This is a genomic window from Arthrospiribacter ruber, from assembly GCF_019343195.1.
In the GTDB taxonomy this organism is placed as follows: Bacteria; Bacteroidota; Bacteroidia; order Cytophagales; family Cyclobacteriaceae; genus Arthrospiribacter; species Arthrospiribacter ruber.
Map to the genome: position 1 here is coordinate 1 of NZ_RPHB01000009.1, position 26,150 is coordinate 26,150.

Here is a 26,150-nt window from a genome sequence, read left to right on the forward strand (position 1 = left end):
AAACTTTTACGGTCTGGGTAAAATCAAGGTCAAAGGGGAAAAGAGGGAGAAGCTGATGATTTTTTTTGGTATTATGACGGCCAACGCTGTTCTGATCGCTAAAAGAAGGAAAGCCAAAGAAAGTCCACCTAAGCAAAAAGCAGCCTAGAAAAGCATCCAAAAAGCAACTTTATGGGATAGGTGTGCCCATACGGAAAATCCAGGTCATTTTCATACAGTACCAGACCGTTAATTGTACTTTTTCAACCTGAAATTGACTCCTGGGTCAAGGGCCAAATACATAAAAAAAGAAAGTAGAATTTAGTTTCAATCCTACTTTCTAATTCCGGAGGAATTTTCCAAGAAGCCCTTATTAATGAACACCCTAGTTGACAAGGAATTCAGATTAAATTATTGCAGGAAATTTTGAAGGGTTGGCTTCATGCATAATGCCATATACTTTTTCTACCACATCATCTACAGAAGGCTTGGAGAAATAGTCCCCATCTGATGAATAGGCAGGCCTATGTGCCTTGGCTGCTAATGTAGCAGGCTCAGCATCCAGATGATAATAGGCTTTCTGCTCTTCCACCACTTTTTGCATCATATAAGCTGAAGCTCCTCCTGGCACATCTTCATCAGCAAAAAGAACGCGGTTGGTCTTCTTGATGGATTCTACTATGATGTGATCTACATCAAATGGAAGAAGGGTCTGTACATCTATGATTTCAATTTCTATTTCCATCTTTGACAACTCATCAGCCGCATCTTCGATAATCCTGCACATGGAGCCATAAGTCACCACAGTAAGATCTCTACCTTCTCTCAAGATGTCGGGCTTGCCCAATGCCACCTTATATTCACCTATATTGGCCGGCATTTTTTCTTTCAGCCTATATCCATTGAGGCATTCAATTACCAAGGCAGGTTCGTCTGATTGCATCAATGTATTGTACATACCTGCTGCTTGAGTCATATTCCTTGGAACACACATCAACATCCCTCTCAATGAATGAAGCAACATTCCTATAGGTGATCCAGCATGCCATACACCTTCTAGCCTGTGACCACGTGTCCTTACTATTAGAGGTGCTTTTTGACCACCTTTAGTCCTGTAATGCAGACAAGCCAGATCATCTGACAAGGTCATTAAGGCATAGTGGATGTAATCGAGGTATTGAATTTCGGCCATTGGTCTCAAGCCCCTTAAAGCGGCACCTATTCCCTGTCCGATTATGGTAACTTCTCTGATACTGGTATCTGTCACCCTCAATTCCCCATGTTTGTCCTGAAGGCCGGCAAATGCCTGATTGACATCTCCGATCTTTCCTACATCTTCTCCAAACGCCAAGAAGCGTGGGTCATTTTCCAATAAATGGTCAAAACATGCCTGAAGGACTTCTCTCCCATCCACCATTGCTGCTTCTTCTGCATATTCTACCGGAACGGGAGTAACATTTGCACTGCTGAATTCAGATTGTGAATACAAATGACTGCTGTAACGGTCTTCATTGAGTTCCTGCTGGATCTCATACCATGACTTCAGATCAGCTTTCACTTCCTCTGAATCTGATCTCATGATCCAAAGAGCCCTTCTAACAGTCGATACCACATCTTTCCTGATTGGGTTCAGGGTTTTGGAAAGTTCATCTGCTAAGCCTTCCAATACTTCTTTTTTCTGTGACTTAACCGCTGCACTCTTTATCAGACCAGCAGCCTCCTTAAGTTCATTTTTTATTTCTGTTGAAAAGGCTTGCCATGCTGCATCTTTTTCCTTTTTGGCAAATGCTTTTGCCTCTTGGTCCATTTTATCCAGCTCCTCTTCTGTAGCAATGTCATTCTCTACGAGGTATTTTCTAAACTGAAGGAGACAATCATATTCCTTCTCCCACTCCAGTCTTTCCTTACTTTTATAGCGCTCATGCGACCCAGAGGTAGAGTGTCCTTGAGGCTGTGTCACTTCCACTACGTGAACCATTACAGGCACGTGTTCTTCTCTGGCAATTCTGGCTGCATTTTCATAGGCCCGGTCCAATGCCTCATAATCCCAACCTTTGACTACAAAAATCTCATAGCCTTTTTCGTCATCATTTCTCTGTAGACCTTTCAAAATCTCTGAGATACTTCCTTTGGTAGTATGGTATTCGTTGGGCACAGAAATTCCATAACCGTCATCCCAAATAGAAATAACCATAGGAACCTGCAAAACTCCCGCAGCATTGACTGCTTCAAAGAACATCCCCTCAGAAGTACTTGCATTGCCTATTGTGCCCCACGCCACTTCATTTCCTTTATTGCTAAATTGAGTCAAATGATGCAATCCTTCATTTTCCCGGTAAAGCTTGGAAGCATAAGCCAAGCCAAGCAGTTTTGGCATTTGTCCTGCAGTAGGAGAAATATCCGCAGAAGAATTTTTCATCTCCGTCAGATTTTTCCAAGTCCCGTCATCGTGCAGGGAGCGGGTAGCAAAATGGCCATTCATCAGTCTCCCTGCAGAGGCTGGATCTGCTTCCACAGAAGTATGGGCATACAATTGGGCAAAATACTCCCTGATGGTCAATTGACCAATGGCAAACATGAAGGTCTGATCACGGTAATATCCTGCTCTGAAATCCCCATCCTGAAAATGTCTGGCCATAGCTATTTGGGCCAGCTCTTTCCCGTCACCAAAAATCCCGAATTTGGCCTTACCCATAAAGACTTCCTTTCTTCCCATAAGAGAAGCGTGTCTACTTTGGAGAGCAAGACGAAAATCGCCTAAAAGCTGTTCTTTGTTGAGTACCTTAGTCCTTTTGTTTCTTGAGAATGTCGCCACTTTTGTCATTTTAAATAATCAGATAAGCTATTTTGGGTTTATACCACACTAGGTGCAAGTATTTCAAAAATAGAGATTTTTCATTTTTTAACAAATTCATAAAGAGAATAATTTTGATTTTTTTCGATAAAAAATTTTGATAAAACTCAATAATTCTAATTTAAACAAAATTAAATTTCTATTTTCAATACTTTACAACACTATTTGATTTAAAAGATGGAAAAACGCCATATAAATGATATAAAACTTCGGAAAAAATGAATTGTCAAAATATTAAATTTTTTAAACCCTTAAATCAAAATTTTATTAAAAAATACCCTATTAAACAAATATAAATTTTGAATTATAGTCATTTTCTTACTTGATTCAAAATAATGATTAGATTTTTAAGCGATTTTCGAGTCACTTAGTATCTTTGCGCAATCGATTTAAAAACCCAAATTATATAGCAATGATAATAGGTGTTCCAAAGGAAATAAAAAACAACGAAAACAGGGTAGCATTGACCCCTGCAGGTGCCCAGGAATTGGTTAAAAGAGGTCATCAGGTATTTGTTCAGCACACTGCCGGTGAAGGTAGCGGTTTTGCTGATGACGACTACACCGCAGCAGGTGCCGCCATTCTTCCTACCATTGAAGATGTGTACGCCATCGCTGAAATGATCATTAAGGTGAAAGAGCCAATTGAACCTGAATATAAGCTCATAAAAGAGGGCCAATTGTTGTTCACTTATTTTCATTTTGCTTCATATGAGCCGCTGACCAAAGCCATGGTTGAAAGCAAGTCAGTCTGTTTGGCCTACGAAACCGTAGAGAAGATGGACAGAAGCTTGCCTCTGCTTGTACCTATGTCTGAGGTAGCCGGAAGAATGGCTGTGCAAAAAGGTGCCAATTATCTCGAGAAGCCACTTAAAGGAAGAGGAATACTTCTTGGTGGAGTACCAGGAGTGCTTCCTGCCAAAGTCTTGATTCTAGGTGGTGGTATAGTAGGTACTCAAGCTGCCTGGATGGCCGCGGGACTAGGAGCAGATGTGACTATCATGGATGTGTCGATTCCGAGAATGAGATACCTAGCAGATGTAATGCCTGCCAATGTCAAGACCATGATGTCAAACGAATATAATGTCAGAGATATGATCAAAGATGCAGACCTTATCGTAGGTGCTGTATTGATCCCGGGAGCAAAAGCCCCTCACCTGATCACCCGGGACATGTTGAAAGACATGAAGCCTGGAACTGTATTGGTAGATGTGGCAGTAGATCAGGGCGGATGCATTGAAACTTGTAAGCCAACAACTCACGAAAACCCAACCTATATCATTGATGATGTAGTTCATTATTGCGTGGCCAACATGCCAGGCGCAGTTCCATATACTTCTACCTTGGCCCTCACCAACGCTACCCTTCCTTACGCTATACAATTGGCCAATAAAGGCTGGAAAAAAGCAGCGCAGGAAAATCCGGAATTGGTACCAGGACTGAATGTTATCCACGGTGATATCGTGTACAAAGCAGTTGCAGAAGCTTTTGATATGGATTATGTCCCGGTCGAAAAATATCTTGTAGATTAATCTTTGATTAGGATAAATTGAAAAGGCCTCTGAAAACATTTTCAGAGGCCTTTTTTATGAGGATTCATTCTGATATCTACTTAGGGCGTGCTGAAAAACGCCAACTGGAGAATAAATGCTTTAAATTTTGATGAATACCCCGTTTGTCAAGTATTTTCTTTTTAAGCAGGTGCACGCTTATTCAATGATATAGCTTGATTTCCGTGCTCCTTAAAATTTCAAAATTCGAAATTTTAAGGCTAGCCTCAGGCATACCATCTTCTTCATTGGGCTCACTCGAAGTATAAGCATACATCTTCATTCGCCCGCTTTGAATCTGGCATACCTGAGACTTTTTCAGCAAGCCCTCCTTATTGAGCTGTACTCACAATTTCTTCCTTATCGAGGAAATATCCGCTTTTTTGATCACCTCATTGTTGATCACCACGGTAGGAGCAGATTTACAAAAGTCCATGCATTTGGTTTTGATTACCTTAAATTTCCCTTTGTGATCTTCACTTTGTATGAGTTCTTTGATCTCCCTTTGCAGCACTTTACATCCGGACTTTTTACAGTCAGAACCTGTGCACACAAATATAAACCTCCTGTAGGTTGCCATCGATTTACGATATATGATATGATTTACGATTTACGAAGGATGATTTACGAGGCTTTTCGATAATCAAACCTTATCTCAAGTTTTTTGCCGCTAAAACTTCCTGATTCACAATTTCCTCCCTCATCCTTCATCATTCCTCCTTCATCCCTCATCCTTCCTGGAACTTCTTGATTCATTATTCACCATTTGAAATTATGTATATCCGCTTTCGTACCAGTGCTACTTTTAAAGTGGTAGAAACCTATGATTTCAGGCCCATATCCATGAATATCCAATATCAATTAGTATCGGATTGATCCAGGCCCTTATTTTCGAAATTATGAAATATTGAATATCGAACATCGAATGATGAATTTCGAAGGACACACCTTACTCCCTCATCCTTCCTCCCCCATCCCTCATCCTTCATCCTTCCTGGAACTTCTTGATTCATTATTCACCATTTGAAATAATGTATATCCGCTTTCGTACCAGTGCAACTTTTAAAGTGGTAGAAACCTATGATTTCAGGCCGATATCCATGAATATCCAATATCAATTAGTATCGGATTGATCCAGGCCCTTATTTTCGAAATTATGAAATATTGAATATCGAACATCGAATGATGAATTTCGAAGGACACACCTTACTCCCTCATCCTTCCTCCCCCATCCCTCATCCTTCATCCTTCCTGGAACTTCTTGATTCATTATTCACCATTTGAAATAATGTATATCCGCTTTCGTACCAGTGCAACTTTTAAAGTGGTAGAAACCTATGATTTCAGGCCGATATCCATGAATATCCAATATCAATTAGTATCGGATTGATCCAGGCCCTTATTTTCGAAATTATGAAATATTGAATATCGAACATCGAATGATGAATTTCGAAGGACACACCTTACTCCCTCATCCTTCCTCCCTCATCCTTCATCCTTCATCCTTCATCCCTCATCCTTCATCCTTCCTCACATATTCCTCCTATACTGCCCACCAACTTCATATAGCGCATTGGTAATCTGTCCCAAGGAACAATATTTTGCTGCTTCCATCAAAGTATCGAAGATGTTACCATTTTGAATGGCCACCTCTTTCAGATTTTCAAGGTATTTTTCAGCCTCTTTTTCGTTTTTCTTTTTCAGGATATTTAAGGTCTGAATCTGAGCCTCTTTTTCATCTTTTGTAGCTCTGATTACTTCTCCAGGAGTCACTGTAGGTGATCCCTCAGAAGAAAGGAAAGTATTTACGCCAATAATCGGATACTCACCAGTGTGCTTCAAAGTTTCGTAATGAAGACTTTCCTCCTGAATTTTCCCTCTTTGGTACATGGTTTCCATGGCTCCGAGAACACCACCTCTTTCAGTAATCCTGTCAAATTCCAGGTTCACTGCCTCTTCTACCAAATCTGTCAATTCTTCGATGATGAATGACCCCTGAAGTGGATTTTCATTTTTGGCCAATCCCAATTCCTTATTGATGATCAGCTGTATCGCCATGGCTCTACGGACAGAAGCCTCTGTAGGCGTAGTAATGGCCTCATCATAGGCATTTGTATGCAGAGAGTTACAATTGTCATAAATTGCATACAAGGCTTGAAGCGTAGTCCTGATATCATTGAAATCAATCTCCTGTGCGTGTAAAGACCTCCCTGAAGTCTGAATATGATACTTCAGCATTTGTGACCTTTCATTGGCACCGTATTTTAACTTCATCGCCTTGGCCCAGATTCTTCTTGCTACCCGGCCAATCACTGAATACTCGGGATCAATACCATTGGAGAAAAAGAATGAAAGATTTGGAGCGAATTTATTGATATCCATCCCCCTGGAAACATAATACTCTACGTAAGTAAAGCCGTTGGACAACGTCAAAGCCAACTGTGTAATGGGATTGGCTCCCGCCTCCGCAATATGATAACCTGAAATAGACACTGAATAAAAATTTCTGACACCATGATTGATAAAATACTGCTGCACATCCCCCATCAATCTCAAAGAGAATTCGGTAGAGAAAATACAGGTATTCTGTGCCTGATCTTCTTTGAGAATATCAGCCTGCACAGTTCCACGGACCTTAGTCAAGGTATCTGCTTTGATCTTGGCATAGACTTCCGAATCCAAAACCTGATCTCCGGACACTCCCAACAACAACAAGCCCAATCCATCATTTCCTTCCGGTACCGTTGCATTGTACTTAGGCCTCTCACTTCCTTTTTCTTTGTAAATTTTGTCAATTTTAGCATTGACATCTTCTTCCAGACCATTTTCCCTGATATACAACTCACATTGTTGGTCAATAGCTGCATTCATGAAAAATGCCGTCATAGTCGCCGCTGGACCATTAATGGTCATGGAAACTGAAGTTTTCGGGTCTGCCAGATTAAAGCCCGAATAGAGTTTTTTGGCATCATCTAAGCAGCAGATATTTACTCCGGAGTTACCTATTTTTCCATAAATATCAGGTCTGTAATCTGGGTCTTCTCCATATAAAGTCACTGAATCAAATGCAGTAGACAGCCTTTTTGCAGGCATTCCTTTGGACACATAATGGAATCTTTTGTTGGTACGCTCAGGGCCGCCCTCGCCTGCAAACATCCTTGTAGGGTCCTCCCCTTCTCTCTTGAAAGGAAAAACACCTGAGGTATAAGGAAATTCACCTGGGACATTTTCGGTCAAACCCCATTTCAAAAGATCTCCCCAGGCCTCAAATCTTGGAAGGGAAACTTTCGGTATTTTGGATTGAGAGAGAGAAGTGGTATAGGTCTGTACCTTGATTTCTTTTTCCCTTACTTTGAATACATAGAAATCATCTTTGTACTTCTGCGCTTTTGCAGGCCACTCTTCCAACCATTTTTTGTTTTTGGGATCAAGTTCCAGTTCTACTTCAGCGTATACTTCTTGCAATTCTTTGGTCAAACGGTCTTTATCAGCCACTTTTGTGCTTTCAATGGCCTCTATGGATTTTTTGATGCTGTAAAGCTTTTGTGCTATTTCTTTTTGGTCAGACACCCATTTGTCATAATTCCTATTGTTTTCAGATATCTCAGATAAGTACCTGGTTCGGGCGGGAGGAATGATGTATATTTTTTCGGACATCTCTTTGGTGACTTCAAAAGAAGATGAAAGGTCTGTCCCGGTTTTTTCCACCAATTTATGAATGATAGCCCTATAAAGATTATTCATTCCGGGATCATTAAACTGCGACGCAATGGTTCCAAAAACAGGGATATCTTCTTCTTTGATGTCCCAGAGGTTATGGTTACGCTTATATTGCTTTTTGACATCTCTTAAAGCGTCTTGCGCACCTCTTTTATCAAATTTATTTAGCGCAATAATATCGGCAAAATCCAACATGTCAATCTTTTCCAATTGTGTAGCAGCACCATATTCAGGTGTCATCACATACAAAGACATGTCAGAGTGCTCGATAATTTCTGTATCCGATTGTCCTATACCTGAGGTTTCAAGAATGATCAGGTCAAAAGATGCAGCCTTCATCACATCCACCGCATCCTGTACATATTTGGAAAGAGCAAGATTGGATTGTCTTGTGGCCAATGACCTCATGTAAACCCTGGGGTGATGAATGGCATTCATTCTGATACGGTCTCCAAGTAGCGCACCTCCCGTTTTTCTTTTGGACGGGTCTACAGAAATGATAGCAATGTGTTTGTCATCAAAATCTGTCAAAAACCTTCTGACCAACTCATCTACCAAAGAAGATTTCCCGGCACCACCTGTCCCGGTAATACCCAAAACAGGCGTTCTATTTTCAGCAGAAGCTTTTCTGATTGCTTCCAACAAACTTTTGCTTTGTTCAGGAAAATTTTCGGCAGCTGACACCACCCTGGCGATAGTCATTTTATCGGATTTATCCAATGCCACCTCAGCTTTTACATCTTTCCCTACAGGGAAATCAGATTTTTCGACCAGATCATTGATCATTCCCTGCAAGCCCATAGACCTGCCATCATCTGGGGCATAAATTCTGGTAATTCCGTAATCATGCAATTCTTTGATCTCTTCAGGAAGAATGGTACCGCCCCCACCACCAAAGATTTTAATATGTCCACAGCCTTTTTCGTGCAGAAGGTCATACATGTATTTGAAAAATTCCACATGACCACCTTGATAGGAAGTAATCGCTATCGCCTGTACATCTTCCTGAATAGCACAGTCTACAATCTCCTGAACAGATCTGTTGTGGCCCAAATGAATCACCTCACAACCTGTCGCTTGGATGATCCTCCTCATGATATTGATCGCAGCATCGTGACCGTCAAAAAGGGATGCAGCAGTTACCAGCCTGATGTGGTTTTTGGGTTTATAACTTTCTTGTGAATGAGACATGAATATATTTGGGTTTGTAATTGATTGCTCTAAATACGTCAAAGCAAAATTAGAAATCTTATTTCAATTGATATTTTGCTTGCACAGAATACCTTGCGAATATAGGAAAAAAGCTAAAGTCTTCCTGAAACTTAAAAGCAATAACCGGAATAATATTTTGATTGAATCTAATTTTCATTTTTATTCAGAATATTGTAGAATAAAATTGACTGAAATTAAAAACATCAATCTTTCAATCAGAATAAAATTAAAATAAAGAGATTTTGTAGGTAGAAGTAAATTTGAATCTATATCAAATTCATTCCTTTCAGGTATAAGCGTTAACTTAAACCTAGGACCTTATTTTCTGGTTTTCTTCTCCATTGTTGGATTAAAGACAATTATTCAATCCCTAAAGGTATTACAAGATGGTAGGCAGCCTTTTCCAAGTATTCACAATAATTGTTGGCTCCACAATATTCCCCCTCTCTCATACCTTCCGGACTTTTCAAAAGGCCAGAACTTTTGTGATTGTTCGACATTTTCAGATAGGCTGCGTCAATATAGCCAAGGCCGTCTTGATCCCCTCCTTGTAATTCCCCAAGCGGATATTTTCATTAGGCCCATGTTGGTTATTGTCAAAATTGACTGTAGTGACCGTGACTGCTGGTATATTGTCCAGTGCTTCCACAAAAGGAGCTATAGGCAAAGACCCTCCACTGATTCTCTTACGGATGGGTTCTTCCCCAAAAGCCCGTAAATAAGCGTTGTTCAACCAAACTCCTGGTTCGGAATCCATCGGTGTCCTGAAAGCCTGATAAGAAATACTGCCTTCCCACTTTACCAATTTGGGATACTTGCTGCGTTCTTCATCCGTAGGATCTTCTTCAAGAATGTGATAACCTTGACCTTCAATATGTTTTCGGATCAAAGAAAAAAGCCTTTCAGGATCAGATTCAGGCACAAGTCGGACGTCAATTTCAGCAACCGCTATTGCAGGCACTATGGTTCTGGCTTCATTTCCTACAGAACCCGATGCCAGACCACGGACATTAAGCGAGGGATATTGTAAAGACTCCTGATAGGTATTGCCCACCTTGTCCGAAATACCGACCCCTAACTTCTCCATGATATCCTCATCGTCATCCGGTACTTGGGAAAGTATGTCCTTTTCTTCCTGGGTCAGGTTGATCCCATCATAAAACCCTGGAATTACCACCCTACCTCTTTCATCTTTCATGGAAGACAAAAGTTCCGACATCCTTAAAGCAGGGTTTGGGGCAAAATTCCCATAATGACCACTGTGCAAATCAACTCTTGGACCATAAGTAGTCAATGTAAACTGCGAAATCCCCCTCGCTCCAAAGCTTAAGGTTGGCAAATTACTGACATGTCTTGGACCATCCATGATCAGCATCATATCGGCCTTTAAATCATTTTTATATTGATTGACAGCAGAAGCCAGATTGGGCGATCCAATCTCCTCTTCAAAATCCAATACTACTTTTACATTGTAATTGGGCATCATTCCCTGGGCCGTCATGGCATCCCATGCCGTCAAAAACATGGCAAATGGTCCTTTATCATCAGAGGCTGACCTGGCAAAAATCCGCCATTCGGGATCATATTCGCTTTCAAGGCTTTCCATTGGAATAATCTCCCACTTACCCTGTGTATTTTTTCTTTTAAGAACCGGTTTAAAAGGGTCTGGTTGCTCCCATTGTTTGGGATCCACTGACTGCCCGTCCATATGGAAATAAAAAAGAACAGTTTTTTCAGCATTGGGCACAAGTTTCTGACCCATAAGCAAGGGGACAGTTGAAGTCTCCAGTCGTTTGACTTCCCAATTCCTTGATTCAAAACTTTCTTCGCACCAATCGATGTTCACAGCCAACTGCTCAGGGTAGTGGGAATCATTGGGCATGCTGAGGATTTCGTTGAGAATCTGTATCCCATTTGAAAAATGTGCCTCAGTGACTTTTTCCAGATCGATTTCTTTTTGGGCAAAAAGTAACACTGGTAAAGCCAAACAAAAGGTCAGGCAAATATGAATCTTCGTCTTCTTAAGCATAATATTAGGTTAATTAATGCATAGAAATTTAAAAGAAGGCAGGGACAATAAAAAACACTTTTGATAAACGGTATAAAAGAAAAAGGGCAGTTGAAAAAATTGAATTTCAATTACTGCCCCAAGGTCTTGCTTTACTCTAGAAAAAATTGTCTGAAAAGTTGCTTAATCACCCGGGATAAAAGTAGAGATCATTTTTAGGAAAAAAAATACCCTGTACAGGGTAATTTTGCGTTCTTTTCAATTTTTTTTAACGCTTTAATTAAACAATTTAAATATCAATTGTACTATTTCAATAATTAATCAACTAAAAAAGCGCTCGACTTTTCCCAATCCACATAACAAAAAAACCATCCGAAGATGGTTTCCTTTGAGGTCTATGTTATTTAATGTGATTATACACTTCTTTGACAGCAACTTCAAATTATGGAATTAATGTTGGGATTTGACTGATACCTATAAATTTCAATCAGTCCTACTTTGTCAGGTTAGAAAACAACAAGAAAAAACCTGCCAGATTTCTTTTTGAAATGAAAAAATAAATCTGTTTTGGCTTATAAACCTGGCAGGTTTGACCTAATCTGCTAATTTGACAAAGTAGGATAGTAACTTGTCTGCCTCGGCGGATCGAAATGAATCAAGAAGCCACAATTTAATTCTCAAATGAAAAGGCTATGGTCACAGAATCATTCAATCTACGCTCTTCCGGCCTGAACACTGCTTCATTTCTATCATCTGACACCTCCATGGCCATAATCATTTTAGCATCTCTTGCTACTGGAAAAAAGTCTTTCTGAGTATTCCCATAAGCTACTCTATGGACTTTTACTTCACTGATCCCTAGACTAGCCGCAATTATTTCAGCTTTCCTTTTGGCATCTGCTACGGCCAACTCGATCAACTCCTTTTCTGATTCCTTTCTCAACTTATCGGATACGGAAAAATTGATATTGAATCCTAAATTACCTGACTGATGAATCGTTTCGGTGATCCTTACCAGGTCTTCGCCTGTATTGGAAACTTTGATCCGAACGGTCTGGGAAGCAACATATCCTGAGTCCTTTGAGGTATTGCGAGAATAAATTCTATTGACGCCGACAAAATAATTGTCCACAAAAAATTCATAATTCTTTAACCCTGTCTTCTTCAGGGCATCCTCCAGATTTTTGGTTTTCTTGTTAAGCGAATTGGTTGCATCGGACACTTTCATTGCCTTTTCGGACAATGAAATATGAATCAATGCTTCGTCAGGAAGGATCCGGATTTCGCTTTTTCCTTCTACTTCTATCAATTGTTGCTGCGCCATCACTCCTAAGGTAAGGAGGATCATCGGCAATAGGAAAATGATCTTTTTCATAGTTTTCAAATTTAACAATGGTCCGGTATAATTACATGTTGCCACCCAGACGTAGCAAAATTCAAAAAGTCCTCCAATTATTTATTTTTTAGCTTATTTAACAATTGACTATCTCCCAAGATCGAGAATATCTCCGATTTTATTGATGGAAGCCATTTCTTCCTTTAGCCCACTTTTATCTTCTTCGGCTATTTTTTCTCTGAACTTTGAAAGATTGGAAATGTAAGCATCCAAGGCATCGAGAATATTTCCCTGATTGGCCTCCATTATGGGTGCCCACATGGCAGGAGAGCTTTTCGCTAACCGTACCGTTGAAGCAAAACCACTGCCTGCCATATCGAAGATGTTTTTATCATCCTCCATCTTATCCAGGACTGTTTTTCCCAGCATAAAAGATGATATATGGGAAAGATGTGATACAAAGGCCAACTGCCTATCATGCTCTTCCGGATCCATAAAGCGAAGCTTCATATTCAAGGATTCCAAGATATCATAAGCCATTCCTTTGAGGTGAACATCTGTTTTTTCCATTTCACAGATGATAAATACTTTCTTCTCCAAAAGGTCAGGCTTGGCCGCTTTAGGCCCTGAATATTCTGTACCGGCAATTGGGTGCCCTGCAAGGTATTGAGTCCTTTTAGGGTGGTCTGCTACCGCTTTGCAAAGCGCTTCTTTGGTAGAGCCGAAATCTATCACTAAGGTGTTTTCCTGAATCTGATCCAATGCAGACAGAAGCAGACTCTCAAGTGTATCTACTGGGGTAGCAAGAATGACCACATCGGTCTCGGCCGGAATTACCTCAGAGGATTGGTCGATTATTCCCAATGTCAAAGCATCTTTAAGATTCCTTTCACTGGCATCAAATCCGGTAAAGTTCAAGCTTGGTTTTTCCTTTTTGAGGGCCAGGGCAAAGGATCCTCCAAGGAGTCCAAGACCAATTACGTGTATATTGTTCATTTTAAAATATAGGTTTGATTGATTCTATTCTTTTTATAGCGTCGAGTATTTTTTCCTCTGCAATACAAAGAGAAAAACGGACATACCCATGACCTTCAGTCCCGAATATTTCTCCGGGAGCCGTGAAGATATGTGCTTTTTCCAATAAAACATCTACAAATTGATATCCTGAAATCCCGGATGGCAGCTTGGCCCAGACAAACATCCCTGCTGTATCTCTTTTGAATTCCAGTCCTAATAGCTCCGCAAAGCGCCAGATCAATTTTCTTCTTGCCCCGTAGACTTGATTTTTCTGTTCAAACCAATCTTCATCAATCCCCATTGCTGCTATGGCACCTTTTTGAAGGGGCAAAAACATGCCCGAATCCATATTGCTTTTGACTTTGGTGATTTCTGCTATCCAGTCTTTACGTCCTATCGCCATACCAATTCTCCAGCCCGCCATGTTGGAGGATTTGCTGAGGGAATTGAGCTCCAAAGCCACTTCTTCAGCACCTTCAGCCTGGAAAATGCTTTTCGGGCTGTCTTCTAGCACAAAACTGTAAGGATTGTCATGTACCAGGACAATTTGGTGTTTTTTCGCAAAGGAGACCAGTTTTTCAAAAACCGAGATATCGGCCTTTGCTCCTGAGGGCATATGTGGGTAATTGCACCACATGAGTTTAACCTGTGACAGATCCTGTTGCTCCAGCAAATCGAAATCCGGATACCATGCATTGGAGTCCAAAAGTGCATAGGGCTTCACTTTGGCTCCCAGCAATTTTGTCACTGAAGAATATGTGGGATACCCTGGATCTGGTACCAATACTTCATCCCCCTCATTCAAAAAAGTCATAGAAATGTGCATGATTCCTTCTTTGGAACCTATTAGCGGAAGAATTTCAGATTGAGGATCTTTATCTACGGCATAATGACGGCGGTAAAATTCAGACATGGCTATCCTCAACTCCGGAATTCCCTGGTAACCCTGGTAGCCATGGTTGGATGGGATTGCTGCTGAATCCTGAAGCTCCCCTATCACAGAAGGATGAGGAGGCAAGTCAGGATTCCCAATTCCCATATTGATCACGGGATGACCTTCCTCTGTCAACCGCTTCACTTCTTTGAGTTTAATGGAAAAATAGTACTCCCCAACCTCAGCTGTACGTTTAGCAAATCCCTTCATGTTATTTTCCTGACTGATATTCTCCAAAAACCTTCACTTCACCGCCACTCTGAATGATGGCTTCCACAGCTTTCAGGTAATCCTCATAAATATCAAACTGTATGTCTAGAAAGAAAGAGTAGTTCCATGGATTTTCAATCACAGGAATAGACTGTATTTTGGAAAGATTTAACCCAAGATCACTTATCTGTGAAAGCAACTTTGCAAGACTTCCCCTTTCATTGCTGATGGTAACTTTGATGGAAGCTTTGTTTGGAATCGAAGTAGGAGTGGATTTTTCCTTTTGAAGAAGGATAAATCTGGTAAAATTGTTCTGGACGGTCTGAATGTCAGAAGCCAAAATCTCCAGACCATAAATTTCTGCTGCAATTGAACTTGCTATAGCCCCTACCCCGACCAATTTCTCCTCCATGATTCTCTTGGCCACAGTGGCAGTATCCACATCATCTATGAGGCTGATATTGGGATAACCTTCAAAGAATTTTTTACATTGTAGCAATGCCATAGGATGGGAACGCACCACTTTGATTTCTCTGATTTTTTGCCCTGGCATACACATCAGGTTGTGGGAAATAGGCAGAAAAAATTCATCAAAAATATGCAAACTGTATCTGTCTATAAGCTCATAATTTGGTAAAATGGCTCCAGCAATCGAGTTTTCTATAGCCATTACACCAAATTGCGAATCTTCAGTTCTGACGCTTTTTGCTACTTCTTCAAAAGTTTTGAAACTTTGAATTTCTACATCATCACCAAAATACTGTAAAGCTACCTGATGGTGAAACGAACCTGGAATACCTTGAATAGAAATTTTCATTTTTTAAAGATAAAATAAACTGCGAGGATCAAGAACCCAAACCCGATAATATGATTGACCTTGATACTCTCATTTTTGAAAAAAAGAAATGTAAAAACCATAAAAACCACCAGTGTGATTACCTCCTGCAACACTTTGAGCTCGACAAGAGAAAAAGGACCTCCATTTTCTCTAAACCCAATCCTATTGGCAGGCACCTGAAAGATATACTCAAAAAAAGCAATCCCCCAACTGATCAGTACAATAGAAATCAGGCCCAGGTTTTCGAACCATTTCAATTCTTTGAATTTCAGATGGCCGTACCATGCGAATGTCATAAATGTATTGGAAAGCACCAATAAGAGAATTGTAAAAACACCTTTCATCTACTCAGATATTTAATAATAGCTATCAAACTTTTGAACCTGACTTTCATTTGATAAAACCACAAAGTTGCAATAGTTTGAATACTGAAGGTGCATCTAGGAAATATGGCTCTTCTGTAGTCCAAAATCTCATTTGAAAGTGACCGGGTTTAGCAAAAAGCATTTGGGATTGCAGTCACAAAAGTAAAACATATTTGCCTGTAGTCCACTTTTTTATTTTTATGTTAGAATAAAAACTACTCTCTGATACCCAGAATATCGAATACAAAGGCATACTCCCGGGCTACTTCTTTGAGTCTTTCGAACCTACCGCTGGCGCCACCATGTCCAGCGTCCATATTGGTGTAAAGGAAGAGGCGATTATTGTCTGTCTTCATCGTGCGAAGCTTTGCCACCCACTTGGCAGGCTCCCAATACTGCACCTGAGAATCATGTAGTCCAGTAGTAGCCAATATATGCGGATAATCCTTAGCCTCAACATTATCATAAGGGGAATAGGATAGCATGTATTCGTATTGCTCCTGGATGTTGGGATTGCCCCATTCCAGCCATTCAAAGGTGGTCAATGGGATCGACTCATCCATCATGGTGGTCACCACATCCACAAAGGCCACTGCGGCTATCACACCTCTGTACACCTCCGGAGCCATATTGAGGATCCCTCCCATCAGCAAGCCGCCTGCACTTCCTCCTGATGCGAAAAGCTTGTCTTTGGCTACGTAACCATTGTCCTGAAGCCATTTAGAACAATCAATGAAATCATAGAAGGAATTTTTCTTATTCATCATCTTCCCATCTTCATACCAGTCCCCTCCCATTTCCTGACCTCCACGGATATGGGCTATGGCATACACCATTCCCCGATCCAATAGACTCAATCTGCTGCTGCTAAAAGAAGCATCCATGGAGTAGCCATAAGACCCATAAGCATAAATCCATCCTGGCATGCTGCCGTCCTTTTTGAATTTATCTTTTCTGTAGACAATGGACATTGGAACCTTTTTCCCGTCCCTGGCAGTGACCATCACCCTTTCAGTTTGATAGTTGTTTTTATCAAAATCACCCAAAACCGGCTGCTCTTTCATCAGCTCCTTCTCTTTGGTTTTCATATTGAAATCAAAAACAGAGTTGGGAGTAGTCATGGAAGTATAGGAATACCTCACGACTTCCGTATCAAAGGCCGGATTGTAACCCAAGCCAGCTGAGTAGGCTGGTTCGTCAAATTCAATCTCGTATTCAGATCCGTCCTCAAATTTGACTATTCTGATCCTTGCAAGCCCTTCTTTGGTTTCTTCTACAGCCATATAGTCTTTAAAATAGTCCACACTTTCCAAAAAGATGTCCGGACGATTTGGAATTACATCCGACCAATTGGCTTTAGAAGGGTTGGAGACAGGAGCCTTTACTAACCTGTAATTTACCGCATCCTGATTGGTATGGATATAAAAATCCTCTCCTCCGGCATGGTCAACACTATATTGGACATTGTCTTCTATTGGAGCAATAAGTTTAGGGCTTCCCGGCTTATCCGCATCCAAATAAAAAGCATAAGAAGCATCTGTTCTTCCTGAACCGATTATGATGTATTTTTTGGACTTGGTAAGCCCAACCCCACAGTTGAGTGTTGGATCTTTTTCTTCGAAAATTACTTCATCCTGAGAAGCATCCTGACCCAAAACATGTCTCTTGACCTGATAATTTCTCAAAGTGACAGGGTCCGGAATAGAATAATAAAAGGATTTGTTATCAGTGGACCAAACTGCAGAACTTCTTATATTCTCGATTTTGTCCTCAAGCATTTCTCCTGTTCTGAGGTCTTTGATAGATACGTTATAAAAGTTTCTTCCTTGTGTATCTTTGATGATGGCGATCAGGTTGTGGTCATGGCTGACCGAAGTAAAGAAATTGAGATAAGCTTCCTCTTTTCCCAATTCGTTGCCATCCACCAGAATCTCTTCTTTAGCATCCATGGAACCCTTTTTTCTTGCGTAAATAGGGTATTCACCCCCCTCTACATATTTGGTATAGTAATAAAAATCATCCAGCTTGTAAGGCACAGATGCATCATCTTCCTTGATGCGACTTCTCATCTCTTTGAAAAGAGAATTCTGAAAATCCTTGGTATGGGCCAACATGCTGTCCATGTAAGCATTTTCAGCATTAAGGTAATCGATGACCTTTTGATCCTCACGGTCATTGAGCCAATAATAATTGTCCACTCTCACATGGCCATGCTTGGCAATTATTTCATGAGGTTTTACTTCGGCCATTGGGGGATACACTTCCGGATATTGAAAATCCGGTTCTTGTTGCGAACATGCTGTACTCATTGCGAGACTGAATATTAAAAGGTTTTTGATTTTATTTTTCATAGTCTGTCAACTCTTGCAAGTCAAACTTGGAACAAATGTAAGGGATTAATCCAGCATGATATCAAGAAACTCGTCTCTGCTTATTCGCCCCGATTTAACATCTTCATAAAATAAATTGGCCCTTTCAGTTGCCGCAGACATGTAAGCTTCATTGATAATGGGATGAAATGCATTTTTGATTAAAACTCCATGTTCAATTAAGAAGTTGACAAGAAAGTATGCGGACCTTAGTTGTCCGGTTTTTGAGTAATAATAAATCCAGGGAGAATAAAAGGACATCAATTCTGAAAGATGGAATTTTTTTCTTTTAGGGTCGAATTCCTGAATTTTGGTGTGAAAATTCATTGCCTCGGGAATTGAGTCTACCTCACTTCTTTCCATGAGCGATTGTGCGTGGCAAGTCAGCCCGAATATATAATCGGGGAATTTCTGCTTCATTTCCAAGGCTGTATGAAGTGCTTTATCATCCTTTCCGGTTCTTTGAAAATACTCCCATTTGTATTGCCATAAAACTCTGTTTTTTGGCCATTTTTGGATATTCTGTTCTATTATCTCAAATATTTCATTTCTACCTTTGACATTTTCCTCCTCCAAATCCTCCAATAAGCCGTAAATTTCTTCCATTTCAATAATTTCCTGATCGCTAAAAAGGTATTCGGAAACTGGCTTTTCCGTTGATTTTATTCCTAAAAATGGCTGGAAAAGCTTCTCCTTTTTCATCCATTGGTAATTGAAATCAGGCAATTTTGATAGCGTGAAATAAACTACATCAACTGACAGATTATCAAATTCCCCTTCATCATAAAATTCTTCCCATTCCAATTCATCCCAGCTAAAGCAAGTATTCTCATACAAATCATCTTCTTCGGATAGCTCATCTTCAAAAATAGGATCAAAATCAGTCCTAACAATTTTGTATGTACCTTCTTTGCCATATTTCGCAATCTGTCTTTCGAAGTAATCCGCTCTTTCATCTCCAGGATTCAGGTAAAGATATGCAAGACCATTTTCACCTAAAGGAATGTCTACCAATGGAAAATCATCTGTATTGGCTTCCATTATCAACTCCGAAAACCTAAAATCTTCATGTGGTGCGATTCCAAATTCTTCGGCAAATGCAATAGACTCAAAAACAATGTTATGGACTAATTCGTATGATGCCGGATTAAATTTCATAAATAAAGTCTGCTCATATCTTTCGATGATATCTCTATAGACGGATTCAGATTCATTCACAAAAAATAATACATCCTTTGCTCCGGTACATAACAAATCAACCAGAACAGAGGTGAAAGTCAAATTACCGTTGACATGTTTTCTGGCTACTAATACAGGGAATTTCTTTATTTTCTCCCAATTTTCAGGGATCAGGCACTCCAATAAAGGTAGTCTTCTTGCATTGCCTGACTTCAAATAAGTGAAAGGATTGAATTTTTGTTGTTGGGGTTTTGGTTTTCTTTTTGCCATAAGATTATTATAGAACTGCAAGATAAAATATTGGCTTCGAAATATTATCCTAAAATGAAGAACATGCTTCTCACCAAGTCTTAGCAAAGAACCTGGGAGAAAATTGAATTCAGTTAGTCTTTTAAATTCGCATTCTGGAATTCTATATGCGATGGAATTTGTATTTATCTGGAAACGTGTCGCAACTAAGAATCGCGGGGCATTTCGAAGCGATTTCCTTTAGGCCTTAACTGACCTTTGTTCGGGGATTATATCTATTTTTCACCACAGGCCATCCCATGTTTTCATAGGTGATTATGGAGTGAAAAAATAGATTTCAGAAAATATCAGATTCATTGAACAGCACTACTCATTTACTGGGGGGCTTGGGGTTGTATAAAACTGAAGGGGTTTGGGTCACCTCCTAACAAAAGGCTGAACCCGGCCATAAGTCAGGCACCTCCATAGCCATTCCAAGGGCCCAAAGAGAAAGTACTTCAACCATATCGGACTGATAAGCAGTTGAAAAATCCAGATCCCTACTACCAGGTAATACAGCTGGTAATATTCCCATTCCGCATACTGACTGAGTCCATATCCAAAAAATACCAATGTACAGATCACAGAGTGCATGACATAATTGGTAAATGCCAATTGGCCCACAGCGCGCCAACCTTTCATCAGCCAAGAAAATAGGCCTTTTTGGTACAATACAATCACCAAGGCCACATGAGCCATCATAATTAGTATCCTCTGAAAATCATAGATTAAAGCCACCCAATTGATGGGGTGTTTTTCGAAAAAAGCAAGCGCTGATTCTACATTGTGAAAATGTATGGTATTGTACACAAAGGAAAAAATCACCAAAGGCAAACCTATACCATATCCTATCCAAATGGTTTTGATGTATTGTGCCTGAGTCCATTTCATTGTCAGAAAACCCCATTTGTACAATGCTATTCCCAAAAGCATCAAAGCCAACATGTCCCAAACTGAAAAGATCAAATACTTGGTCTGGCTATCCCAAGCTTTAGGCCTGATATGGCTGGCCACATCAGCATAGCTCCCTTTCATCAGTAAGGTATTTTCCACTACTTCCTCCTTGTTTGGAATCATTTCTTTTCTGGTTTCCTCCCAAGCTTCAAGTGCTGCAAGTTGATCTTCTCCAAGCTCAACTCCCGAGTCCTGAAGGGCCTTAACTTCTTTGTATGCGAGGTACTCGCCTCTGATATTCTGCATAAAAAGGGTACTTGCCACAAAACCTATAACCGCAACTATAGGCACCCCCATGGCCAGGTATTTGGGTTTCATTTTTCTAAAAAGAAAAGCCAGCATTCCTATCAGCCCATAGAAATATAGGATGTCACCTATCCAAAGAATCAGATGGGCATGGGCCAGTCCGAAAAGGGTCAGCCAGATCATCCGCATGTAGAAAAGCCAAGTAGCAGACCTTCCTGACTTTTCCTTATTGGTCGTAAAAAGCACTATTCCTGCTCCAAAAACCATGGAAAATAATGCTCTCATTTTCCCTTCAAAAAGAATCACATTCACGGCATGCACCCAAAAATTGGGGTTGGAGGTGTCCTGTGACCATGGTTCTGAGAAGTACTCCTCCATGGAAAAATATGGAATGTTCAAAATAAGGATGCCCAGAAGTGCAACACCTCTTATGATATCTATAATTTCGATTCTTTCAGTAAAAACAGCGGGTTTGGGTGCCTGCTCAATTTGTTCGACTTCAGTGGTGCTGGATAATGCCATAAGATCAGGAAGTAAAAGTTTAACAAATATAATCCTAATCCATTGAATTTCAGATCACATGATGATGTGATAATTTTTCACCTAATAAAATTTCAAAACCATTTCACCTACCCTTTTTCCCAATCCCTCAGCCTTTTTTAAAAAAATCTCCTGCACTTCTTTTTCGGCAAACTCTCCTTCTCCTGTTATCGCAGAAGCACCAAAAGCAGCTTCCAGTTCTTCACCACCTACTATAATCATCCCGTGGATCATCATGGATCGGATCATGGCAAACATAGTGGCTTCCTCCCCTATCGAAAAACCTCCTCCCGTAACGAAAACTGCACCAATCTTATTTTTCAGTGGTCTTCCCTCAAATGGCCAGGAATTAATGAAAGCCTGTACCTCAGGAGTCATATTGGCATTGTAAACTGGAGACCCTAAGATGATGGCTGAGGCCTGTAGGATTTCATGTTCGCTTACTTCAGCTATAGGTTTGAGGACAAAATCAGCACCCTTAACTTCTGCCACCCCTTTTGCTACTGCTTCTGCCATGGCTTGGGTTTTCCCGGACTCGGAATGGTAAGTGATCAGGATATTTCTTTCAGACTGGGCTTTTAGACTGACGCATGAAAAAATGGCCAGAAAAAAAAACAATTTGGAAAATGTTTTCATAGGATCGTCAATTGTGAAGTAAAAGTAACGAACAGAACTTTTGCTTCAAACTCCTTGATATACCTTCTTCAAAGATCCGGTATCCTACTCAATAATTGATCATTGGGCTACTACTGGATTTTTCCAGAACTTACTCCTAAATACAGAATAAATCCCACCTAAGGTGCCCACTATCCCGGTTACATAGGCTGTTGCTTCATCCAAAAAGCTTCGGTCAAAATAACTGATCATCGCTACGGAAATCAGCACAAAACTAAAAACCGCGATCTGTATGGAAGTCGCATTGCCTGTATTCAATTCAAGATTTTTGAAAATCTCCTTTTCTTCTCTTGTAACATGGAGTAAAATAAAATACCTGAAGGTATCGCTGAATAAGGTAAAACGGTCCATCCCCTCTTCATAAACCAGCACTCCTTTTTGAATCAGCTCGACAATAACCGGAGAAGCTGCATAATTGAGAAATTCATGAACTGCAAACTCATAGGTAACTTTCTTCTCTTCAAGACTCAATTCCGCCCAAATATTGGTATAATCAGCTTTAAAAAACCGCTGCCTTAATAAAAGCTTGGTCTCCACATCATCCTGGATTGTTTCATTTTCATCAATCACCATACTGATATGTTCAAAATTACTTTTTGAGAAATCTTTGTCCTTGATGGGGATATATGTAAAAATAAAGGGACTAAAAATTTCAGAATAATGTAACCTTTGCTGTTCTCCGGCAACTTTAGCTAACATTTGTTTCCACGAAATCCCTGAGACTAGCACCAAGAGCATTTCCTGTTTTTCACAGAATGCCATCAGGGACGAAAGTCTCTCGACAAACTTGCCACTGTCCGGAATACAATGTATGTTTTCAACCAATATAACCTCAATTTGATCATGCTTTATGCCATCCATCTTAGCTGAAAAATCATCCAACACATTTAAACCTTTCCCATCGAAAGCACGGATTTTGCCAATTTCAACCTTAAACAGCTTAGCGACCAAATCACTGTTCCCATCGGAAATCAACCGGTGGATATAGAAAAACCTGCATTGAAATCTCTCCTCCACTTCCCCTTGGTCAGACTTTCTTTTTTCCAGAAGTCTGGATTGAATAGCTGAGATCGTTTCACTCAGCCTTGGATTGATCCCTCCTGCAAAAAACATTTTTTTGGTCACTGTTTTATTGAGCCAATAAATTATCCAGAAAAAGAGGGCAAAGGCTAAAATGGTGAAAAAATCACCCAACTCTAAATTCCTGAAAAACTGAATTCCATTTTCCGAAAATGACGAGTAATCCGGCTTCCACTCTCTTTTTTCCCTGATCAGAAATTCAATGTTGGCAGGGGATGTAGCGACAAATTGAAGTAATTCTTCATCCTTTCTGATCGGAAAAGCCGTAAAGAGGTTTTTTCTTTTCTGGCTATAATCCTCAACCCATGGAGAAATAACTGCTGCATCTTCTTGAAGTGTTTTGGATTTCGCCTGCCAGACCTCTTTTTCTTGCTGAAAAGTCATTGACAAAATCATATAACCTGGAAAGAAGCCAATCAATGTCACCCACAACACAAAAAACCAAGCAAAGAGATGGTTGGTCTGTAGCCAAGGAATCTGATTTTTTAGCCAAATGATACCTCTGCCATCTTTTAATACTTGAAGATACCTTTGAAAATATACCTTCACCACGCAACAAATGAAACTCAAAAAAATCAGGATTATAGAAAAGAGAAAAGCTGAAAAAGGATGCTGAAATGTTCCTTCGAATAAAATGGCCAAAAAAAGCACAATCAAGGTAGTGATACCCAAATATTTGATGGCATATAACCGATTAATCCTTTCATCCATAGCGGATGTATCTGCTGTCCATTTCATTTCCAGAAAAATGAAAACTACCTGAGAAGAAAACACCATAAAGCACAGGGTAAAAAAGTAAAGTGTGAATATGTTTACCGAAAGGTTGTGGTACATTCCCAAAAGCACCAATAGTTGGCTGATGAACAAAATGATCAGAAGCAGATAATTTGAAGAGTTATGTCGGTTGGGATAGAGGTGCTGATAAGAAAAATCCGACCAAAGACTGCATTTGGGTTTTGGACTGAATGCCCACCTAAGCATTGCCAAAAACAACAACAGCACAATATATCCAGTCAATAACACCAATGCTTCCGAAACTACAAAGAAGGAAAAGGAATGCTCTAAGTGCTCATCCTGCAGATAAATCAGCCAAGCGGACCGGTCCAAATTATCAACAGGGATTTTTTGGAGATTCATGATATAGGAATATCCATCCACATGAAGGTTTAAATCCCAAACAATTTCTTCCGAAACATCCCTATTGGACTGCATGATGTTTTTGAGCAGGAACCAATTCTCATTAGAAAGCAACTGTGATAGGTTATCAAAAGGGGCTCTAACCTTTTCACTTTTAAAAATCACATCTCCATTGTCTTTCACCAAAATAAACCTGTGTTTGTCTGAAAGCTGATTTAAATATCCCCATTTAAAGGTCACAGCATTTACTTCACAAGCCAAAGTATCAAGTTTGCTGATTGCAGTTTCGAGATTCCCGTCCTTCCTCGAGTATTGGCTTCCGATGAAAAAATGAGGCTCATGTGATTTTGGATCATTGCATTCCTGAAAATTCTTTTTGGAAAAATGGGTGAAATATTCCCTTTCAGACAAGTTGATAAAAGAACCAATTCCAGGGAGTTTCTTATCACCTAAGACCAAAGCCTGCATCTTTCCTTGGCAATCTATCGTCAAAAACTCCATCAGGCTTCCACTGCCAAATGGTTCTCTCAGTAAATCACAATTACGATCTATTTCTTTTTTTACCGCTTCACCAATACCCTTTCGATGCTTTGAATGCTCCTTTTCCGAGATGGGATGGTGGTCCTTGACAAATGCAAACCCAAAACCCATCAGCAGCATAAACCCGAAAAGTGAAAGCCCAACACTGAAAACCTTAAACCTCGTCAACACATCTCCACGCCGAAAGCCAAACAAAGAAATGATAGGCAAAGAAAAAACCACTGTAGCCAACAAAAAGAGTAACAAAGACAAATAACTGAAGTCAACCCTAAAGCCCAATGATTCATAATGTTTTTTACTTATCAATCCCCCAAGAATCAGCTTTTTGCCCTCCAGAAAGAATGGGGTATAGTACAAAAAGTAAGACTGATCTTGATGAAATATTTCAGCCTTATTGATGGGTAGATCTACACCGTCATTTTCCGCTAATTTCAAAAGTTTCTTCCCTACATCAGATGAAGGATAAAGGATTCCCCCATTTTCATCAGCCAAAATAATTTTTTCAAAAAAATCATGCTGAGCAGACAGACTTAGGGAATTTGCCAAAGGTATCGTCAGATTTATTACCGGTGGTTTCCCCTGAGATGCAGTCCATTTCACTTCCTCCTCAAAAAACTCCGGATTTATAGGATGTCTGTTTTTTTGAATAGAATATTGCCCATTCAAATAAGCAATTTCAATGGATGAATTGGCACTATCTGTGTAATTCAAAAATTTAAACTCCCTGTAATGTTCGCCTGTGATGGATTTGAGATACTCAGCAAATTTCTCCCAATCTTCCGGAAAATCATTTTGTCCAGGATTTTGGGTAATCATGAACCTCACAAACCTATCCTCCTGCTCAGCCAAAAAGGAATGATAGAAAGCAAAAAACTTACTTTTAACCATCTCAAGATTCCTAATAGCCTGATTATCCAATTGAACTTTATTATCCTGTGATTGCCGGAAGAGTACAAAACCCACCACTACAATCGCCACCAAAAAAAATATCCATATTTTTAGTTTGTGGAATCCCATGAAAACTCAGGTTAAAAATCAATGGGAAGTTACAAAAAATACTGAAAATCAATAGTTTAAATTCGTAAACTTTTACTCCTCTTGTTCGTATATCGAAAGCCTT

At 40.0% G+C, this 26,150-nt stretch carries 16 protein-coding genes; 1 reads left to right on the plus strand and 15 read right to left on the minus strand.

Features of this window, described 5'->3' with window-relative positions; translation table 11 throughout:
• Nucleotides 1-385: 385 nt before the first annotated feature.
• Nucleotides 386-2,803 (minus strand): alpha-ketoacid dehydrogenase subunit alpha/beta, encoded by a 2,418-nt coding sequence (locus EGN73_RS17645; RefSeq protein WP_219292836.1) that lies wholly within the window; start codon nt 2,801-2,803, stop codon nt 386-388.
• Between the two features lie 442 nt (nt 2,804-3,245).
• Between EGN73_RS17645 and ald the strand changes: the two genes are divergently transcribed.
• A complete protein-coding gene (gene ald, locus EGN73_RS17650) occupies nt 3,246-4,364 on the plus strand; it encodes an alanine dehydrogenase (protein WP_219292838.1) in 1,119 nt (372 codons plus the stop codon).
• 364 nt (nt 4,365-4,728) lie between these two features.
• Here the strand turns inward: ald and EGN73_RS17655 are convergent, their stop codons facing one another.
• The 14 genes from EGN73_RS17655 to EGN73_RS17715 all read right to left on the minus strand — a co-directional run bounded on the left by EGN73_RS17655 (nt 4,729) and on the right by EGN73_RS17715 (nt 26,047).
• Entirely contained in the window at nt 4,729-4,962 is a 234-nt protein-coding gene (locus EGN73_RS17655) for a (2Fe-2S) ferredoxin domain-containing protein (RefSeq protein ID WP_219292840.1), read from the minus strand.
• A gap of 44 nt (nt 4,963-5,006) precedes the next feature.
• A complete protein-coding gene (locus EGN73_RS22695; protein WP_281422297.1) occupies nt 5,007-5,138 on the minus strand; it encodes a hypothetical protein in 132 nt (43 codons plus the stop codon).
• Nucleotides 5,139-5,912: 774 nt separating this feature from the next.
• Nucleotides 5,913-9,293: a methylmalonyl-CoA mutase family protein gene (locus EGN73_RS17660; protein WP_219292842.1), complete on the minus strand. Its 3,381-nt coding sequence runs from the start codon at nt 9,291-9,293 to the stop codon at nt 5,913-5,915.
• A gap of 523 nt (nt 9,294-9,816) precedes the next feature.
• On the minus strand, nt 9,817-11,343 hold the full coding sequence (locus EGN73_RS17665; protein ID WP_219292844.1) for a M20/M25/M40 family metallo-hydrolase: 1,527 nt from the start codon (nt 11,341-11,343) through the stop codon (nt 9,817-9,819).
• Between the two features lie 649 nt (nt 11,344-11,992).
• On the minus strand, nt 11,993-12,697 hold the full coding sequence (locus tag EGN73_RS17670; RefSeq protein ID WP_219292846.1) for an SIMPL domain-containing protein: 705 nt from the start codon (nt 12,695-12,697) through the stop codon (nt 11,993-11,995).
• Between the two features lie 108 nt (nt 12,698-12,805).
• Nucleotides 12,806-13,654 (minus strand): prephenate dehydrogenase, encoded by an 849-nt coding sequence (locus tag EGN73_RS17675; RefSeq protein ID WP_219292848.1) that lies wholly within the window; start codon nt 13,652-13,654, stop codon nt 12,806-12,808.
• Nucleotide 13,655: 1 nt separating this feature from the next.
• Nucleotides 13,656-14,819 carry a pyridoxal phosphate-dependent aminotransferase gene (locus EGN73_RS17680; RefSeq protein ID WP_219292850.1) on the minus strand — a complete coding sequence of 388 codons (1,164 nt, stop codon included), beginning with the start codon at nt 14,817-14,819 and terminating at the stop codon, nt 13,656-13,658.
• Between the two features lies 1 nt (nt 14,820).
• Entirely contained in the window at nt 14,821-15,636 is an 816-nt protein-coding gene (locus tag EGN73_RS17685) for a prephenate dehydratase (protein ID WP_219292852.1), read from the minus strand.
• Nucleotides 15,633-16,001 (minus strand): DMT family protein, encoded by a 369-nt coding sequence (locus EGN73_RS17690; RefSeq protein ID WP_219292854.1) that lies wholly within the window; start codon nt 15,999-16,001, stop codon nt 15,633-15,635. Before EGN73_RS17690 ends, EGN73_RS17685 begins: the two co-directional genes overlap by 4 nt.
• A gap of 236 nt (nt 16,002-16,237) precedes the next feature.
• Nucleotides 16,238-18,373: a S9 family peptidase gene (locus EGN73_RS17695; protein WP_219292856.1), complete on the minus strand. Its 2,136-nt coding sequence runs from the start codon at nt 18,371-18,373 to the stop codon at nt 16,238-16,240.
• Between the two features lie 45 nt (nt 18,374-18,418).
• A complete protein-coding gene (locus EGN73_RS17700; protein ID WP_219292858.1) occupies nt 18,419-19,840 on the minus strand; it encodes a hypothetical protein in 1,422 nt (473 codons plus the stop codon).
• Nucleotides 19,841-20,236: 396 nt separating this feature from the next.
• Nucleotides 20,237-21,580, minus strand: a complete 1,344-nt coding sequence (locus EGN73_RS17705; protein ID WP_219292860.1) for a DUF418 domain-containing protein — start codon at nt 21,578-21,580, stop codon at nt 20,237-20,239.
• Between the two features lie 81 nt (nt 21,581-21,661).
• Nucleotides 21,662-22,234, minus strand: coding sequence for a flavodoxin family protein (locus EGN73_RS17710; RefSeq protein WP_219292862.1), 573 nt, complete (start codon nt 22,232-22,234; stop codon nt 21,662-21,664).
• 99 nt (nt 22,235-22,333) lie between these two features.
• The gene (locus tag EGN73_RS17715; protein ID WP_219292864.1) at nt 22,334-26,047 is read right to left on the minus strand and encodes a hypothetical protein; all 3,714 of its coding nucleotides are present in this window, start codon (nt 26,045-26,047) and stop codon (nt 22,334-22,336) included.
• Nucleotides 26,048-26,150 lie beyond the last annotated feature (103 nt).